Genomic DNA, 17,503 nt, shown 5'->3' on the forward strand with positions numbered 1-17,503 from the left:
AAGCCGGTTCAGGTCGTCAACGTCACCCGGACCAGCATGAGCAGTTTTCTGTAATACCGGACTATCCTGCCCGCTTTAACTCTGGTGAATTGCATTTGTGCCCGGGGCGTCGCAGCAAGAAGTTCAACCGCCTGCTCTGCCAAAATGGGCTCCCGACTTTGCGGGTTGATATACGACGGGTAGGCAATCAGCGCCTGGTAAACCACATCGTCTAAGGTGAGGCTGCGCAGCCGGCGTGAACAGGCATGCTCATCCTGCGTCAGTCCCCATCCGGCATAAAATGGCATGCCGTAACACACCACTTTTTTACCGTGTAACAACGCTTCAAAACCTGACAGCGACGTCAGCGTGTGCAGTTCGTCGGCAGCCTGAATACATTGAATAATGTCTGCATCCAGCGCCTGACTGTCCGCCCAGCGGCTGACATCTTCGGCGGGAATGTGCCCCTGCCGGTTCCCCACCAGAACATCCGGATGAGGCTTATAAATAATGTAAGCGCCGGGGTTACGTTCCCGGACAGTGCGTAAAAGCGCGCTGTTGGTACGCAGGGATATCGTGCCGGTCAGGATAGAGGCATCGTCCTCAACCTGCCCCGGCACCAGAATCACCGTTTTATTCGTCGCTTCAGCGGGCAAGGTAAACGCCGCACCCAGGTTGTATTTACTGACTTTGCTGGCAACCAGTCTCTGCCGTAACGTGGCAGCCCGCTGCTGCTGGCATGGCGCCAGATTGCTGTGACTCAGCAACAGTTCCAGATCGCTCGGGCGCGTCGCATCGTAATAGATACCGGTTTTATCCAGCACCAGCGACAGCGGCGGATGCAGATCAGACCCCAGCCCGGCCGAACGCAGGAAACCATCTTCCATTCGCCATTGCGGGATCTGACGCTGCTGCGCCTGAGCACCCCAGCGGGCCTCGCCTTTGATGCCCCACACGACACAGGCCACTTCACCGGCATAGCGTTTACTGAAATTCACTTTGTTGCTTTTAGTTCGCAGGAAAGGCCCGAGAATGCTGCGCTTCCAGAGGGTCAGTCCCGGCGACCAGAGGCGCCCCGCCCGCTGTTGCTGATGCTTTCGCTGCATCAGCAGCCAGCTGAGCACATCAAACAATGTGCCGCTTTTGCCATTCGCCGGATTGATGTACCGGCTGTAACGCAAACAGGCCGCGCTGAACAACTCTTCCACGCTGGCGGTACCCCGGCGTGCCCGGAGCGATGCGAACTGAGGATGACGGTCATCCGTCAGTCCCCAGCCTGCGTACCACGGCTGACCAAACACGCTGACCGGTTTTCCGGCGATCAGCGCTTCAAATCCGTAGTTAGACGTCACCACGTAAACCCGGCTGACAACGCGCAACAGAGATTGCGGGCTGACGTTTTCAGCCAGCAGTTTGATGCGTGGATCCTGCTGCGCCAGTTCGGTAATCTGCGTGAAATAGCCGGCTTTTTTGCCCAGCAAAACATCCGGGTGGATCTTTACCCAAATCTCAGACGTCGGATTTTCTGCCATGGCGGCCTGCAACATCTGTTCGAACTGCTCCGCGCCTGCATTGCCATAAACCACCGCCATATCACCGAAAGTCTGATCGACCACCAGCACCGCGCCACACTCGGGTTTTGCCTTTGTGCAGGCCGGTGCCTGGTTGTATTTCGACAGATCACCTTCCACGATGATCTGCATGGCCTGCCGCGCCGTATCCTGCAGCGGCTGATTCTCTTCACGCTGGCGGATCAGTATTTCAAGCGTGCTGGGTTTCGAGGCGTCGTAATACATTCCCTGCGTCTCTAAAACCATTGAGAGCGGCGGACATCCCGACACACCCAGCCCCAGGGAGCGGATAAACCCGTCTTCCAGCCGCAGCACCGGCAAGCCTGACTGTTCTGCCCGCGCGACGGCTTTCCCGCCGGTTGGCCGGTAACCCCACACCGCGATGCGGGTGATGCCATCCGGCACCGGTCGCAGCAGCGAAAGCTTGCGACAGGGTTCGCCGAGAAACGCTTCCAGATGCGGGATACGTTGTATGCCCGCTGAAAAGATCCCAATCATTAAATGGTCAGCACCACTTTCGCGGCGACGGCCAGCTGATACAGGATCGTCGAGATGCCACGGGTGATTTCGATATTTTTCGATTCGTATTTCGGCAGAACCATCAGTTCATCCCCCGGCTGCAACGTCTTCACGTCTTCCGCGTTAATCGCTTCGCCGTTTTGTTTAATCAGGATGACTTTCGAGTTCCCGGCTTTTTGCGTGTAGCCACCGACTTTCTCAATGTAATCATCCGGGCTCAGACCTTTCTGCCAGCTCACCGCATTCGGGAACAGCACTTCGCCGTGGATCATCACGAGTGAGGTTTTCTCCGGAATGTTGATGACATCGCCGTCTTCCAGGATCACTTCATTCAGATTATTTTCGCTCAGGACCACTTCGCCTTTCGGCACCACCTGACGCGCCTTCGCCACGAAACGGCTGACTAACTGGGCTTCCTGCGCACGCAAACGCCCTTCTTCCTGTGTCGAGGACTGTGCGGAAAGTGATGCTTCTTCGAGTTTCTGCAAGGTCAGATCCAGCATCTCTTTCTGGCGAAGCGCGACAGAACGACGGTAAAGCTGGATGGCGTTAATCTGCGACATGCTGTTGGTGCGGATTTTTGGCAACAGCTGGCTCATGGTGGCGCCATACGGCAGCACCACGGCGTGTTCACCGGAATGCGCGCCTTCGATGCGAACCTGAATGGTGCCTGCATAACGGTCGGAACTGACAATCAGTTTGTCGCCATCCTGCAATGAGCGCCCCGGTGCGGACCCCAGCGGGTAATACTCGCTGCGTTTCATGCTGCCCTGCTGGCGGATAATGGTCATGTGCGTCGCGCCCGGTTTCGGGCGTGCCCAGCTCAGGGCTTCGCTGACCGGAATGGTGCTGTCGCGGAATTCAAAGTCGTAGCTGTTAAAGACATCGCCTTCCACGCTGAACGTGTGCTGACGCGGCCCGACCACGATGGTATCGCCGTCAGAGAATTGCGACAGACGCAAATCGCCGTTGAGCAGGAAGTCATACAGGTTAATGCGCGAACGCACGCGGTCATTGTGTTTCACCACAATGTCGACATAACTGCCGCGTTCAGTATCGACGCCGCCGGCTTTACTCAGATAGGAAAGCAGGGAGTCAGACGCCACACCGCCGTATAAACCGGGATTGGTCACATAGCCGGTGACAAACACTTTGACCGGCTGTGCCTGAAGCAGGGAGGCATACACGTTGACGTTGGCCTGATAAACCTGTTTTACCTTGGTGGTGATCACGCTGTTCAGCTGGCTGTTCGAGACGCCTGCGACTTTCAGCGGGCCGACGTTTGGCAGGAAGATATTACCTTTCGGGTCAACGGTCAGCGCGCCGTCAAAATTGAACGCGCCCCACAAACGGATTTGTACCTGATCGCCGAGGCCGACAATGTAATTCGGGTTGAAACCGATACTGGCCGCGTTATCGGCAGCCGCACCGCCGGTAAATAACTGCGCACCGAACATGCGGCTCATCACTGCCGGAACCGGAGGCGGTGGGGAATCATCAAAGCCGGTATCCGGACTCGTCTGTTGCGTCTGGCCGGTTAAAAATGTCGGCAACGGTGCCGCGCCGGTCATATTCGGATCGGCATTGATCCCCACGGCATTGGCCTGGGTCAGCTGGAAGGCCAGCAAGATAACAACGGACTTCAATAATTTCATAACAAACTCTGTAGGCGATTCTTCAGGCAAAAAGGGAAAGCGATACAGACCACATCAGTCTTTATGGTCATCGATAACGGCCAGCAGTAATTTAATCGTTCCGAACAGCAGACAGCACACCAGCAACCAGCTGGCGATCATATAAGGGACATTCGGGAAGGTGGTTTCTTGCGGTAACTGAGGCGAACTGATCACCGACAGCACTTTCAGTTTGCGGGCAGCTTCAACACGCGTCTTTTCAATGGATGTCAGGGTGAGTTTGTAGAGTTCAGTATCAAACTGCACTTTCGACTTAATCTCTTCGAAATCCACGGCCATGGTATTGAGCTGACGGCCATCAGGCGCAGTAATTTTACTTTTTTCCTGATCAATCTGTTTGCCCAGAGACGTAATCGCATTTTGCGCACTGATCACCTGTGGCGCATCGTCACGCAGGTAAGTCAGCAGATTGCGTAACTCCGCTTCCATCTGAATTTTTTGCCCGACGAGCGTGTTCACCAGCGTGGTGGCGGCAATCGCCTGCGCTTCAGGGTCGAGAATATTGTTGTGGTTCTGATACGCCAGCAACTGCGCTTTACTCGCATTGAGACGTGCACGGGCCTCAAGCATTTCGTTTTCAGCAAATGCCTGCTGATCGCGGGCGATCTTATGAGAAATTTCATTGATGAAGCGTTCAGATTCTTTGAGAACGGCTTTGTTAAACTGCTCAGCGAACTGCGGGGTGAAGCCCTGTGTGCCGATAGTCAGCAGGCCAGATTTATCGTCATACGTGACGGCAATACGATCGCGATAATAATTTAAAAACTGCTCGCGGCTGGCATCTTTGGGCAAATGATAGAGGAAATCTAAGCCGCTCCTGCCGAACACGGAATGGAAATCGAGTTGCTTATCCAGCGCGGTCAGCATGTCAGGTGAGTTGATGTATTCTTTTAAATACATCGCATCCTGGGCTGTGCCCGGGTTTCCTGCCCCCAACAGTAAGCCGACATTCAGGCTGGTGCCGCTGATGTCGTTAGAACTTTTGATCGCAACGGTGGATTCACTGAGATAACGCGGACGACTGAAAATCACCAGATAGATGATCAGTAACGCCATCGGCAGGCCAATGACAATTTTACCCAAATTGCGGTTCAGCGTTGCCATACTAAAATACGGAGACCGACGAACCCGGGCGATATGTTCCCCGGGCCATGCTGACTTCATTTTTTCAATAAACATTTATTATCATCATGACAAACTGCACGTTTTTATTATCGTGCTTTATTAAAAGTACCGTGAAACTGCGTTGATATCCCCAGCCAATGGATCACGGTGCGAAATCTTCATCGTGTTTAGGACTACACTTAAGAGTGGGCACTTATCATGGTTAGCCAAGCAAGCACATGTGTCTGACGAAATCCATTTCCTGGTCTGGCCGGTCGTAGCTGCGAGGCAGCGAGGGGAACTGAATGAGAAGTCGCTAAGACCTGCCAGGAACAAGGCTCCGCGGGCAGATCATGAGGTCACGAATATGCGAAAAGCAACAAATTCACACAATCTATTTATGTCTGAAATACATTCATTCAATTCATGGGTTTTTTTAACATAGAGCTCGAAATAACACAAACTCTATCGGATAACTCTTAGGAAAAGAGGTCACTATGGCAAGCGGATGGGCGCAAGATGGCGCAGTGCAGGATCAGATTGATTCAACGATCAATGATGCCGTTGATCGCGCACGTCAGTCTCTCGGGCATGGCGAAAGTGCGCATTATTGTAAGGAGTGTGGCGAACCCATTCCGGAGGCGCGCCGGAAAGCCCTTCAGGGCGTACAGTATTGCGTCACCTGTCAGGCCGCCCTGGATAAAAAGCAGCAAGATCACGCGGGCTACAATCGTCGTGGCAGTAAAGACAGCCAGTTGCGCTAGAACTTTACCTTATACCTTGACGCACCATTATGGTTCAACGCAAGTCATTCCCCCCGTTATTACCCCCGTTTTTCTCTTTACATTTGCTTCAAAACTGAGCACAGGTTTTGCTCATGTACCAATAAAGTTAGAGCAAGTTATCATTTGAGCAGCGCGTTTGTTAATTAATGATTGTTTAAAATACATCATATGGTTAATGATGAAGCTGTGCACCATGAGAGAACATGGCGACGTGCAGTAATGCGTCAAACTGGTGCAATCTGATTTTTAATCACTGCCTGATCGGTTCAGCAAAGCGATAAGCCATTGAATTTTAATATACCTGTCATTTGGCATGAATATTGCATCAAAGCGCCGTAATATAAAGTCGTTCCCATAATATGTACAAAGGAAATTCACTGATGAAGTCACTCTTAAAAGTTTCCCTGGCCGCGTTAACTCTGGCCTTTGCCGTTAGCTCCCACGCAGCAGATAAAAAACTGATCGTAGCTACCGACACTGCGTTTGTACCGTTTGAATTCAAACAAGGCGATAAGTACGTCGGCTTCGACATTGACCTGTGGGACGCGGTCGCTAAAGAGATGAAAGTCTCCTATGAACTGAAACCAATGGACTTCGGCGGCATCATTCCTGCCCTGCAAACACACAACATCGATCTGGCGCTGGCGGGTATCACCATCACGCCTGAACGTAAAAAAGCCATCGACTTCTCTGACGGCTATTACAACAGCGGCCTGATGGTGATGGTTAAGAGCAATAACGACGCCATCAAAAGCGTTGCTGATCTGAAAGGTAAAACCGTTGCAGTGAAAAGCGGTACCAGCTCCGTTGATTACATGAAAGCCAACGTGCAGACCAAAGATCTGCGTCAGTTCCCGAACATCGACAGCGCTTACATGGAACTGGGCACGGGCCGTGCTGATGCGGTCATGCACGACACGCCAAACATTCTGTACTTCATCAAAACGGCCGGTAAAGGTCAGTTCAAAGCGGTCGGCGATTCACTGGCTGGCCAGCAATACGGTATCGCATTCCCGCAAGGCAGTGACCTGCGTGAGAAAGCCAACGCCGCGCTGAAAACCATCAAAGAGAATGGTACTTACGCAGCAATCTACAAAAAATGGTTTGATACCGAACCTAAATAAGTCCTTTTCATTTAAGTCGTTCCTTTTCAGAAAGAGCACTTGATAAGAAGCGCCTGTCAGATGCAAATCTGCACAGGCGCAGTTTGTGGTTTTACCAGGAGATAATCCATGCAGTTTGACTGGAACGTAATTTGGCCCGCTCTGCCTATCCTGCTCGAAGGCGCCAAAATGACATTGTGGATTTCGGTCCTCGGTCTGGTTGGCGGTCTGATTATTGGTGTGATTGCGGGTTTTGCCCGCGCGTTTGGTGGCTGGTTTAGCAGCAACGTCGCACTGGTCTTTATCGAGCTCATTCGCGGTACGCCTATCGTCGTACAGGTAATGTTCATTTATTTCGCCCTGCCGATGATGGTGCCCGATCTGCGGATCGACCCGTTCAGCGCGGCGGTGGTGACGATCATCATCAACTCCGGTGCTTATATTGCTGAAATTACGCGCGGCGCGGTGTTGTCGATTCACAACGGTTTCCGTGAAGCGGGTCTGGCGCTGGGTCTGTCGCGCCGTGCAACGCTGCGTTACATCATCATGCCGCTGGCATTGCGCCGCATGCTGCCACCGTTGGGTAACCAGTGGATTGTGAGTATCAAAGATACCTCGCTGTTTATCGTTATCGGTGTCGCCGAGCTGACCCGTCAGGGCCAGGAAATCATCGCCGGCAACTTCCGCGCCATGGAAATCTGGAGTGCGGTTGCTGTTATCTATCTGATCATCACGCTGGCTCTGAGCTTTGTTCTGCGCCGCTTAGAACGCAAACTGAAAATTATATGATTGAATTCAAGAACGTCTCAAAACACTTTGGTAAAACCCAGGTGCTCCACGACATCGATCTGAACATTTCTCAGGGTGAAGTCGTGGTTATCATCGGGCCATCCGGCTCCGGTAAATCCACACTGCTGCGCTGCATCAACAAGCTGGAAGAAATCACGTCCGGTGAGCTGATTGTTGATGGCCTGAAAGTGAACGACCCGAAAGTCGATGAACGTCTGATCCGCCAGGAAGCCGGTATGGTGTTCCAGCAGTTCTACCTGTTCCCGCACATGACAGCGCTGGAAAACGTGGCTTTCGGCCCGATCCGCGTTCGTGGTGCGTCGAAAGATGAAGCCAATAAACTGGCGAAAGAACTGCTGGCAAAAGTGGGTCTGTCTGAACGCGCCAACCACTATCCGTCAGAGCTTTCCGGTGGCCAGCAGCAGCGCGTGGCGATTGCCCGTGCACTGGCGGTTAAGCCAAAACTGATGCTGTTTGATGAGCCAACCTCGGCGCTGGATCCTGAACTGCGTCACGAAGTGCTGACCGTCATGAAGCAGCTGGCAGAAGAAGGCATGACAATGGTTATCGTGACCCACGAAGTCGGCTTTGCCGAGAAAGTGGCTTCACGCTTAATCTTTATCGACAAAGGCCGTATTGCTGAAGACGGTAAACCGGCTGATCTGGTGAACAACCCGCCGAGCGAACGTCTGCGCGAGTTCCTGCAACACGTTTCCTGATGCTACTTGCTCCTCCCCCTGCGAACTGCCTCTTTATCAGATCTCTCCATCAAGAGGCAGTCGCAGGGGAGGGAGTCACCACACTTTATTACCCAAAACTTCACTTCCCTATCCTGCTCATTTCGTGGTCATGTAGTGGATGACGACGTTCACGTAATTCTTCCCCGCCAGACAATATTAAATAGCCTATTAAGGGTTAAATGCATGAGTAAACCTTTTAAATTTGGCTTATATGAGGGAGATTTAGGTTAATTCAGGAAAAGAGGTATGATTAAAACTTGATCAACTCAACCCGCAAGGATTAGCAGGTGGAACATGTTTACTCTCTATAGACATAGTGATATTGAATGGCAGCTAACCCCCGAAGATTACCCCCTCGTTTTATCACCAGACAGAGCAATGGATCAGGTAAAAAAGCATTATGACCTTGATCAAAGTCATTACAACCGTTTTGGGTATTTCGAGTTACCTGAGCGTTTGTCTTCATGCCCGCAAACGTGGCGACGTGCGCAAAGTGGATATGCCGATGAGGTTTACGATACCGTCAAAGACTCTCTTCGAATAGGCTGGCTGATTGGCATTGATCATTGGGAGGATTGGTGTTCATTTAATAATCCTTTCTATGTAGATGGAAATGGCGATCTGGTATGTGAAAACCCGAACGGGTATGACGAATGGTATCTTCGCGAAATTATTGACGGTTATAACAACGCCGTTGCCAGACGAAACGGCGTGAAGGCTTCACCGACTCAGCGGATCCCTTATGGCAGTTCCAGCGCAGAACCAAAACAATATGCTCAGGTGGCAAGGGAGATCAACAGCAAAGCGGCAGGCCGTTTGTTGGCCGCCGGGGGTATTTACAATGGAAACATTGAAGGTTATGCCAAAACAGCGCAGCAACTCGGCGGTGATGTTCAGGCCGGTTATGATCAGGTATTAAATGAGACAACTGTGGGTTCTGCTATTGCAATCACGTCAGTGGTTGCCGGGCTCGGGCTCAGTGGGTTAGGGGCTGTCAGTGAAATTTCTCAGTTAGAAAAACTAGCTCCAAGACAGAGCACATCAGCAGCAGGGGCTGTCCGCGCTAAGAAATTTTCGGGAAATTGGCGGACTGCGGATCTGGATGCAGCATTGAAAAAATTTGCCGGAAATCATCCTTTGGTTACAACGACGAACTCAGGAAAACGAATTTACGCTCACCCTGAGACTGGTGTACAAGTCGTTGAAGACTTAAGCGGCGACTATTTCCGCATCAATAACCCCTCCCTGCCAGGCAAAAGAACCTATTTAGATCTTGACGGTATTGTTCCAAATAACAAAATACTCGAAGGGGGTAAGCAGATAGGAAGGACTCAGAGTGAATATAATGAAGTCACTCATTTTAACATTCCAGGACGTAAATAACATGAAATGTATCTCTGTACCAACCAGCCAAGATGCCATGCAACGTCTTGATCTTGATGTATCTCTTGAGGATGATTTGATCGAAGTTACGATAACTGATGAACAATTTCAGTCTCTTATCGATACAGGTGTTATCAGTCGATTGAACCAGTTCATCGAAATTAACATAGACGAATTCGAAGATGAGAAAATTGTCGGCATTCGTGATTTAAGATTGGCTAAGAGTATTCTGGGGCAAGTTTCTCCATCAGATTGTACCAGTGCTGAAGTATTGGTGTCTCAAATAAATAAAGCGATTGAGTACAATACCGGCGTATTCTTCTACTTTTGACCTTAATGCTCCTCCCCCTTCGCAGGGAGGAGCAGATCTCATGTTTATGATCGTGAGGGCGGTTCAGAAAGCTTGCTGAGTGAGAGGTTGCAGACCATAGGCTGCAATCCCGAAACGAAGGCACCGCGCAGCGGCAAGATTTCCAGCCTGTCACGGTGGTACCTGAAACATAGCCTGCGAGCGAAGCACTTGTTGTAAAGGCGGGGAGGAATCCAAAGGAGGGAAAGCACTTCCCTCCTTTGGGCAGTTTCGGCGCGAGAGGCCGCGTGATAACCGTTATTGAGAAACCGAAATATTCTCGATCAAAGGGGTTGAAAGCCTCCCCGTTGCAGCGGCCTCCTGCAACTAATGCCTGGTCTGTTCCTTTTCCCTCGCCACGACCGAAAACTCCGCCATCATCCGCACCAGATCCTGCATACCGAGGTTAACCTGATTGATCACATCACCGGCATTGCGGCTCAGCACCACGCCACCGCCTGCGCGGTTGACGCAATTCCCCATACCATCAATCGCGGCCATCACACCATCACGGATGCTTTGCGTAAGCTGGTCAATTTCGACGGCAGCCTTGCGGGACTGATCGGCCAGTGAGCGAACCTCACCCGCCACCACTGCAAATCCCCTGCCCTGCTCGCCCGCATGCGCGGCTTCGATGGTGGCGTTGATGGCTAACAGGTTGGTTTGAGACGAAATACGGCGGATGGTATCAACCATTTCGCCAATACGTTCAGATGTCTGACCGAGCTGCCCGATGATGTCGGAAGTCCGCCGCGCCAGCGCTTCGACTTCCTGCATATCTTCCACTGCCTGCCGGACGATGGTCACGCCCTCTGCCGCGGTTTTGTCAGTAGTCAGCGACAGTTCATGCACGTGCGTCATCATGCTTTCCTGCTGACGCTGCTGATCCATCTGATCCGTAATGTCATGCGCGATTTTGACGATTTTTATCACTTTGCCGTCATCATCGATCACCGGGTTATAGCTCGCCTCCAGCCAGACAGACTGACTGTGGCCAGTGATGCGCTCAAAACGGCCAAGGATAAATTCACCGTTTCTCAGACGCTGCCAGTGATTGCGGTACTCGTGGGAATCACAGTATTGCGGGACACAAAACATCGTGTGGGAATGGCCCTTAATTTGCTGCAAAGAATAACCCATGACTTTCAGGAAGTTATTGTTCGCAGAAATCACATGACCTTCAGGTGTAAAGGTAATCAGCGCCATTGAACGGTCAAGTGCTTGTAAAATTCCCTGATGCTCGTGGGATTCATTAATTCTTTCAGATACATCACTGGCAATTTTAATTATTTCGGTCACTTTGCCTTGTTTATTTTTCACCGGAACATAATTTGCCTCAAGCCAGATTATATTCCCGTTTTTGTGTACACGTTTAATATTTCCGCTGACCGACTTTCCCTGCCGCAAACCTTCCCAGTGAAGACGATACGCATCGCTGGCAACAAACTCCGGGGTGCAGAAAATCCGGTGAGGCTGACCAATCACCTCGTTTCTGCTGTACCCCATGCTGCTGAGAAACAGGTCGTTAACCTCAAGCACCACGCCTTCCGGCGCGAAAGCGATCATCGGAACCGCCTGCTGGATCGCAGCGAATTTATCACGCCATATCGTACTAAACTGATGAGAAAATAATTGCATAGGACAGACACCCTGTGGCTGATAACGTGAATTAATGTGTAATCACAGTTAATTTATAAAAATACACGTGCTAATTCCCACAAATGATGAGTAAAGTTACTCATCATCATGCGAAAGATTAGTCTGACCCCTGGGTGGGTTTAGGCAGGTGCGTGAAAATTTAAATAGCGCAGTGAAAAATAAGCTCACCAGCAAAATCATTACTCTGATAATTAACAAACTTTATTATAGTCAATTAAGCTTAATTTAATTCACCAAAAAAGAAAGGGGCTGGCAGGAGTATTTTTTCCAGCATATTCACCGTCAGATAAACACGCTGGAATACAGGAATTCACAACGTGATCAGACTGACCAGCGTTTGATTGCCCAACTTTTTTGCTGCGAAGGCGTCAGGAAAGTCCAGGCGACAAAACGGCTGATCTTGTTGCCATGCACCATTTCGACAGTGCGGACATCCGTCGCTTCCTCTTCACGAAGTGCGTCATACAGTAACGGCAGCGTCGTTTTTTTGGAAATCAGCACGGTGTACCAGAAACAGTTCTGCGCTTTACCGGCGCTCTCTTCTGCCATACGGACCACAAAGGCTTCTTCACCACCTTCACACCACAATTCGTTGTGCTGACCACCGAAGTTAAGCTCTGCGGTGCCCGCACGTCTGTCCAGACCCAGGTTTTGACGTTTACGCTGGCTGCCGGATGCCGCATCTGCCGCTGAAGCGTGGAACGGCGGATTACACAGCACCGCGTCGTATCGCTCATCATGGCGGATAATGGTGTCGAGAATACGCTGCGGTTTCGCCTGTAAACGGAAACGCACCTGATTGGTCAGTTGCGGATTGGTGGCGACGATTTTTTTAGCCGCCGCCATTGATATCGGATCAATCTCACTGGCGGTGAAGCGCCAGCCGTATTCACGTAAACCAATAATCGGGTAAATACAGTTCGCGCCCACACCGATATCCAGCACGGAAATGTCTTTGCCTTGCGGGATATTGCCGTTGTTGCTGCCCGCCAGAAGATCTGCCAGATGGTGAATATAATCTGCACGCCCGGGAATTGGCGGGCACAGGTAATCAGCCGGAATATCCCAGTTTTCAATCTGATAGCAATCGCGCAGCAAAGCACGGTTCAGGGCTTTTACCGCCTGAGCGTTGGCGAAATCAACCGACAAATCGCCCCATTTATTTTCGACGACGAACGGTGCAAGTTCCGGGCTGCTGGCAATCAGGGCCGGGAAATCATAGCGGCTGCGATGACGATTTCGCGGGTGAAGACCGCTTTTTTCCTGAGGGAAGACTTTCTTTTTTTCCACCTGAGTGACTCTCCGAAAGGTGTGCGCGACGCATGAAATATGCGATGGGGCGTTGGATATTTATGAATGGCGCACAAGATACCACAAAGCGCCGCCGCCTGCCGGATGCATGCTGACTCGGGCGGGCACATAAAAACGGTCAACGTCTGATTAATTCGGGTAATGTACAAATCATAGTCTTTATGAATTATTTGCTGAGGAAAATCATGAACACTGATGAACGTTACTACTACGAGCCCGCTAAAGGCCACGGCCTGCCCCATGATCCGTTAAACGCCATTGTCGGCCCGCGTCCGATTGGCTGGATTTCATCACGCAATGCCGCCGGACAACGCAACCTGGCGCCGTACAGCTTCTTCAACTGTTTCAATTACCGTCCGCCGATCATTGGTTTTGCCAGCAGTGGCTGGAAAGACAGCGTGGCGAATATTGTCGAAACCGGTGAATTCGTCTGGAATCTGACCACCCGACCGCTGGCGGTGAAAATGAATGAAAGTTCGGCCTCGCTGGAACATGGCGCGGATGAGTTTGATTTCGCCGGTCTGACGCCGCAACCGGGAACACTGGTTGCCGCGGATCGCGTGCTGGAAAGCCCGGTGAACTTTGAGTGCAAACTGACGCAGTGTATTCAGCTTAAAACGGCCGCCGGTAGCGATATCGATACCTGGCTGGTGCTGGGCGAAGTGGTTGCCGTGCATATCGCGCCACATCTGCTGATTGACGGCATTTATCAGACTGCGCTTGCCGAACCGGTATTACGCGCCGGTGGCCCTTCCGCCTACTACGGTATTTCAGAAGATTTACGCTTTGACCTGATACGCCCCGACGCCCGTTGACCTGAGGCGTAAGACAAAAAAAAGCCACCGCACGTTGACCCTGCCGGTGGCTTTTTTACGCATGATCTTTATTTTTTGCTGTAACTATTTTCTACCGTAGTTCTGTTCAACGAAATCCGCAAAATCCTGACACATCGCGTCATCACCGTCGGCACTGTCAGCGAGGATCAACGCACCATCCACCACGCGGATATGCACATTCAGATCGAAATCCGCTTCAGGTTGCTCACGTTTTGATGCCTTTTCAATGGTCTGCTGCGCTTCCTGCCACGCCGCATCCACGGTCTGATTACAGGCCTGCGCCAGATAATCCGGATTGAACCCCTCGCCGGTCAGGCTGCGCAAGGTATCGTCGTGACTGACGCTGTTACCCGGCGTCCAGTAATGCTTCGCCAGATCCGGGCCGATGGCCGGATTGTCGGTCAGATAACCATCGCGTTTCAGGAAGAAAGCGCGGGTCTGTTCCACGGCCATCATCGCCAGCAGATAGCCCTGATACGAACAGGCGGATTCCATGGAAAGCAGATGCGGGATAGCGAGCGTCGGACGCGGACTGCCGGTGACGCCCAGAATATGGGTTTCGACATCACGCGCCAGCGCGGTCATCGCTTCCGGCGTGCGTTTCTCATCCGGCCACTGATAAAGCTGCCACTCGAAATACGGCACCAGCAGAATGTGACGTTCATTGAAGGAACGCATCGGCTGACGGGCTTCAATACTGGCGCGGATCAGTTCATCCGGCACCGGTTCACCTGCGGTATTTTTCGCATAACGTTTCAGCCAGTCAGCATCTTCCAGCAGGCTGTCGCAAAACATGGATTGCGTTTCCGCATAGGCCATGGACGTCGGCGGGAATTCCTGCGAGAAGCATGGCGCATTCTGGCGGATATTGGCGAAGTGCGCCGCATGGCCGCCTTCATGGAACAGCGTATTCAGGCCATTCGCGCCACTGCCAATCTGATCAGGTTTCGCCAGGCTGGTGAAGTTAATCACCGCTGGCACCCATTTGCCGTTGTCATAGAACGGCGGCACCGGCCCGTGCATAAAACCATTTTCAAACTTGCCTTCGCGTACCAGCAAATCCAGCTGCATTTCTGCACCATTAAAACCGATATTCAGGCGCTTGAAGCTGTCTATCCAGCGACGCAGGGAATCAGCGAACGGGAAGTAAGGATCGAGCTGACGGGTGACGTCACCGGCGCTGGCGAAGCGGATATTCCATGGCAATAGTGCGGCGTCGCCTTCACGCGCGACCAGTTCATTGAGGCTGCGGGTGTTGCTTTCGCGGGTTTGCTCTTCGAAACGATCGAGGATGGCGAATAACTGTTCCGGCGACATGCGCTCGGTTTTATTCACTTTATAATCGAAGTAGTTGCGGTAACCGAGCTGACGCGCAAAACGGTTACGCAAGCCGATCAGCTCAGGCAATCCGTTATGCAGCAGCCAGTCCTCCAGTTCGCGCAATGCATTTTGCGAACTCCGGCGGTAGACTTCATTTTCGTTATTCGCCTGATTGGTCAGCAGCTCGCCAAGGGAGGCATTAACGCGCTCGCCTTTGCTGTTGATGTGCGTCATGCGGTACTGCTTACGTTTGCCGAACAGCGCCGATTCCGCCTGAATAATTTCATCCAGCAGCGCCTGTGCTTTAGGGTCTTCAATCACGTTACAGTCAAAGAAATTCAGCCAGCCACGCAGACCGTGCAGTAAGGCATCACGCGCCTCGCTGGCGGATTCTTTTTCGACGCGGGCAATCGCATCACGTAATTCCTGCGGGCGGGAAGGTTGGGCGATAAAACGTTTGTACGCCGTTTCAGCAGCGGAGAAAGCCGCAGAAACAGTGTCATCACCGGTGCCCATATAGTGTTGCCAGAACAAATTTTCTTTGTCCTGATGAACTTTGAGGTAATCGCGATTGAGGGCGTTAAAGTAGTCCTGAGCCTGTTTCATGCATTCTTCTCTGCTGAAAGTTAACGAGATTATGCATTGAGTGTATGTTCGCAAAGCGGTTATGTCGATATGGCAAAACCGCTTTTGAACGTCAGGCAGGAAGGTGCGGAGATCAGTTTTTCTTAACAAACTCAGATTTGAGTTTCATCTGGCCGAAACCATCAATTTTGCAATCGATGTTGTGATCGCCTTCGACTAAACGAATGCCTTTCACTTTGGTGCCGATTTTCAGCATCGAAGAACTGCCTTTCACTTTCAGGTCTTTGATCACGGTGACAGAATCGCCATCCGCCAGCAGATTGCCGTTGGCATCCACCACTTTCAGTACATCATCATCTGCCGCAGCATCACTGTTCATCGACCAGACATGACCGCATTCAGGGCAGTTAAGCATTTCGCCGTCCTGCCAGGTGAATTCGGATTGACACGTCGGGCAAGCTGGTAAAGTTTCCATATTTAAATCCCCATAAAATTTTATAAAAAAACGAATAAAATCATGAAATAAATTTCGTAGTTTCTCTATTTTAGCGGTTAACCACACTTTTGAACAGGGTAACGGAGTTTTTGGGGAGCTGAGCCGGACTTAAACGCAGGATTTATAGAGGAATACAGGCAGTTTTTTAACTCCTCCTCCTGCGAAGAGGGAGGCCGGGAGGGGGTATTAAAGGCGAAACCCATGCTTATGCACACGTAAACGCCTGATTTTGACCTTAATACCCCACCCCAACCCTCCCCTTCGCAGGGAGGGAGCGGATCGAGTTCGGTTAAAAAATCTGATCCACAATCATTCTGGCCTCAACCATATCGGCACAAACCTCTGCGGCCACCAGACAACACGCCAGTTGCGTGATGATCGCCTGCGGAATAGCGCGTTCGCCCTTCAGGCATTCCTGAATGTAGGCAACGGTAGTGGCGACATCTTTGCTTGCCGGCACGTCCGCACCGAAAATCTCTTCTTTTTCGGCCAGTACGCGCTGTTCGCCACCGGCGATAAAGTGCGTCTGCGGAAAGCGTGAAGGGTTCGCGTACACTTCCCCTTCAGTGCCTTGCGTCAGGAGCGCACGGCCATCAATCTGGCGGAAGAACGAGGAAACACGCTGCACGTATTCAGGGTGCGAAACACTCGATAAACGCAGGGAATCCTGACCGGTAAACGGCGTGATAAGTTTCGCCAGGGTATGGCTGCTGTTTCGCACCCCCATCTGCCAGCGCAACGCGAGCTGTTTTTCGACTGGCGGGCAAAGTACGGAGATTGGCACAAATACCGGTGCGTCAGCCGCATCTGAAAGCTGTTGTGCGTCCTGCTGGCTTTGTGCTGCGCGGATGCCGAGCGCGCGAAAAATCTCAGCACTGGTGATGCGGGTAGGATCTTCATCCACACCATGCACCAGCACCGGCAAGCCGAGACGGCTGAGCAGGATAGCCAGCAGCGGCGTCAGATTCGCCTGTTTACGTGCACCGTTATAGGTTGGGATCACGACCGGCAGCGGACGATCAGCCGGTGCCTGAAGGCGCATCACGCACTCGTCCATCGCCTGATAAAAACCGAGCATTTCTTCTTCCGCTTCGCCTTTGATACGAAACGCAATCAGCAGCGCACCGAGTTGCAGATCCGGCACCTCGCCCGCCAGCATGTGGCGATACAACACATGCGACTGCTCACGGTTCAAATCGCGGGCGTGATTTTTGCCCCGTCCCACTTCTTTGATGAGTTTGGTGTAATCCATCGTAGCCTTACCTTGTCTGTGCAATCAT

15 protein-coding genes are annotated in these 17,503 nt (G+C 51.8%); 7 read left to right on the forward strand and 8 right to left on the reverse strand.

Translation table 11 applies throughout. The features are described from left to right. Positions 1-8: 8 nt before the first annotated feature. From ABIC79_RS04815 to ABIC79_RS04825, 3 genes are read right to left on the reverse strand one after another with little or no spacing between them, the layout of a single operon-like run. Positions 9-2,048, reverse strand: coding sequence for a capsule polysaccharide biogenesis protein (locus tag ABIC79_RS04815; RefSeq protein WP_354566596.1), 2,040 nt, complete (start codon positions 2,046-2,048; stop codon positions 9-11). Next, the gene (locus ABIC79_RS04820; protein ID WP_013574686.1) at positions 2,048-3,724 is read right to left on the reverse strand and encodes a polysaccharide biosynthesis/export family protein; all 1,677 of its coding nucleotides are present in this window, start codon (positions 3,722-3,724) and stop codon (positions 2,048-2,050) included. Before ABIC79_RS04820 ends, ABIC79_RS04815 begins: the two co-directional genes overlap by 1 nt. 54 nt (positions 3,725-3,778) lie before the next feature. After that, positions 3,779-4,867, reverse strand: a complete 1,089-nt coding sequence (locus ABIC79_RS04825) for a capsule biosynthesis protein (protein WP_373689694.1) — start codon at positions 4,865-4,867, stop codon at positions 3,779-3,781. Positions 4,868-5,364: 497 nt separating this feature from the next. On the opposite strand from ABIC79_RS04825, the gene ABIC79_RS04830 reads away from it, so the two are divergent. From ABIC79_RS04830 to ABIC79_RS04855, 6 genes are all read left to right on the forward strand, one after another. Next, complete coding sequence (locus ABIC79_RS04830; RefSeq protein ID WP_112151178.1) at positions 5,365-5,631, forward strand: DksA/TraR family C4-type zinc finger protein; 267 nt, start codon at positions 5,365-5,367, stop codon at positions 5,629-5,631. A 401-nt stretch (positions 5,632-6,032) separates the two neighbouring features. After that, entirely contained in the window at positions 6,033-6,776 is a 744-nt protein-coding gene (gene glnH, locus ABIC79_RS04835) for a glutamine ABC transporter substrate-binding protein GlnH (protein ID WP_013574683.1), read from the forward strand. Between the two features lie 108 nt (positions 6,777-6,884). Beyond that, positions 6,885-7,544, forward strand: coding sequence for a glutamine ABC transporter permease GlnP (gene glnP / locus ABIC79_RS04840; protein WP_354566597.1), 660 nt, complete (start codon positions 6,885-6,887; stop codon positions 7,542-7,544). Continuing rightward, entirely contained in the window at positions 7,541-8,263 is a 723-nt protein-coding gene (gene glnQ / locus ABIC79_RS04845) for a glutamine ABC transporter ATP-binding protein GlnQ (protein ID WP_013574681.1), read from the forward strand. Before glnP ends, glnQ begins: the two co-directional genes overlap by 4 nt. A gap of 315 nt (positions 8,264-8,578) precedes the next feature. After that, on the forward strand, positions 8,579-9,667 hold the full coding sequence (locus ABIC79_RS04850) for a DUF8093 domain-containing protein (RefSeq protein ID WP_225444881.1): 1,089 nt from the start codon (positions 8,579-8,581) through the stop codon (positions 9,665-9,667). A gap of 1 nt (position 9,668) precedes the next feature. Further along, complete coding sequence (locus ABIC79_RS04855) at positions 9,669-9,998, forward strand: hypothetical protein (RefSeq protein WP_119261406.1); 330 nt, start codon at positions 9,669-9,671, stop codon at positions 9,996-9,998. A gap of 345 nt (positions 9,999-10,343) precedes the next feature. Here ABIC79_RS04855 and ABIC79_RS04860 read toward each other — a convergent pair whose 3' ends face one another. Together ABIC79_RS04860 and rlmF are read right to left on the reverse strand one after the other, a co-directional pair. Further along, positions 10,344-11,654, reverse strand: coding sequence for a methyl-accepting chemotaxis protein (locus ABIC79_RS04860; protein ID WP_354566598.1), 1,311 nt, complete (start codon positions 11,652-11,654; stop codon positions 10,344-10,346). 342 nt (positions 11,655-11,996) lie between these two features. Beyond that, complete coding sequence (gene rlmF / locus ABIC79_RS04865) at positions 11,997-12,965, reverse strand: 23S rRNA (adenine(1618)-N(6))-methyltransferase RlmF (protein ID WP_119261405.1); 969 nt, start codon at positions 12,963-12,965, stop codon at positions 11,997-11,999. A gap of 206 nt (positions 12,966-13,171) precedes the next feature. On the opposite strand from rlmF, the gene ABIC79_RS04870 reads away from it, so the two are divergent. Then, complete coding sequence (locus tag ABIC79_RS04870) at positions 13,172-13,801, forward strand: flavin reductase family protein (protein WP_119261404.1); 630 nt, start codon at positions 13,172-13,174, stop codon at positions 13,799-13,801. A gap of 84 nt (positions 13,802-13,885) precedes the next feature. Here the strand turns inward: ABIC79_RS04870 and ABIC79_RS04875 are convergent, their stop codons facing one another. The 3 genes from ABIC79_RS04875 to ybiB all read right to left on the reverse strand — a co-directional run bounded on the left by ABIC79_RS04875 (position 13,886) and on the right by ybiB (position 17,475). After that, entirely contained in the window at positions 13,886-15,748 is a 1,863-nt protein-coding gene (locus ABIC79_RS04875; RefSeq protein ID WP_112197077.1) for a M3 family metallopeptidase, read from the reverse strand. 112 nt (positions 15,749-15,860) lie between these two features. Next, the gene (locus ABIC79_RS04880) at positions 15,861-16,202 is read right to left on the reverse strand and encodes a zinc ribbon domain-containing protein YjdM (RefSeq protein WP_013574675.1); all 342 of its coding nucleotides are present in this window, start codon (positions 16,200-16,202) and stop codon (positions 15,861-15,863) included. Between the two features lie 310 nt (positions 16,203-16,512). Then, a complete protein-coding gene (gene ybiB, locus ABIC79_RS04885; RefSeq protein ID WP_126124703.1) occupies positions 16,513-17,475 on the reverse strand; it encodes a DNA-binding protein YbiB in 963 nt (320 codons plus the stop codon). Positions 17,476-17,503 lie beyond the last annotated feature (28 nt).

The sequence above is a fragment of the Rahnella sp. 2050 genome, assembly GCF_040544515.1.
GTDB lineage: Bacteria > Pseudomonadota > Gammaproteobacteria > Enterobacterales > Enterobacteriaceae > Rahnella > Rahnella aceris.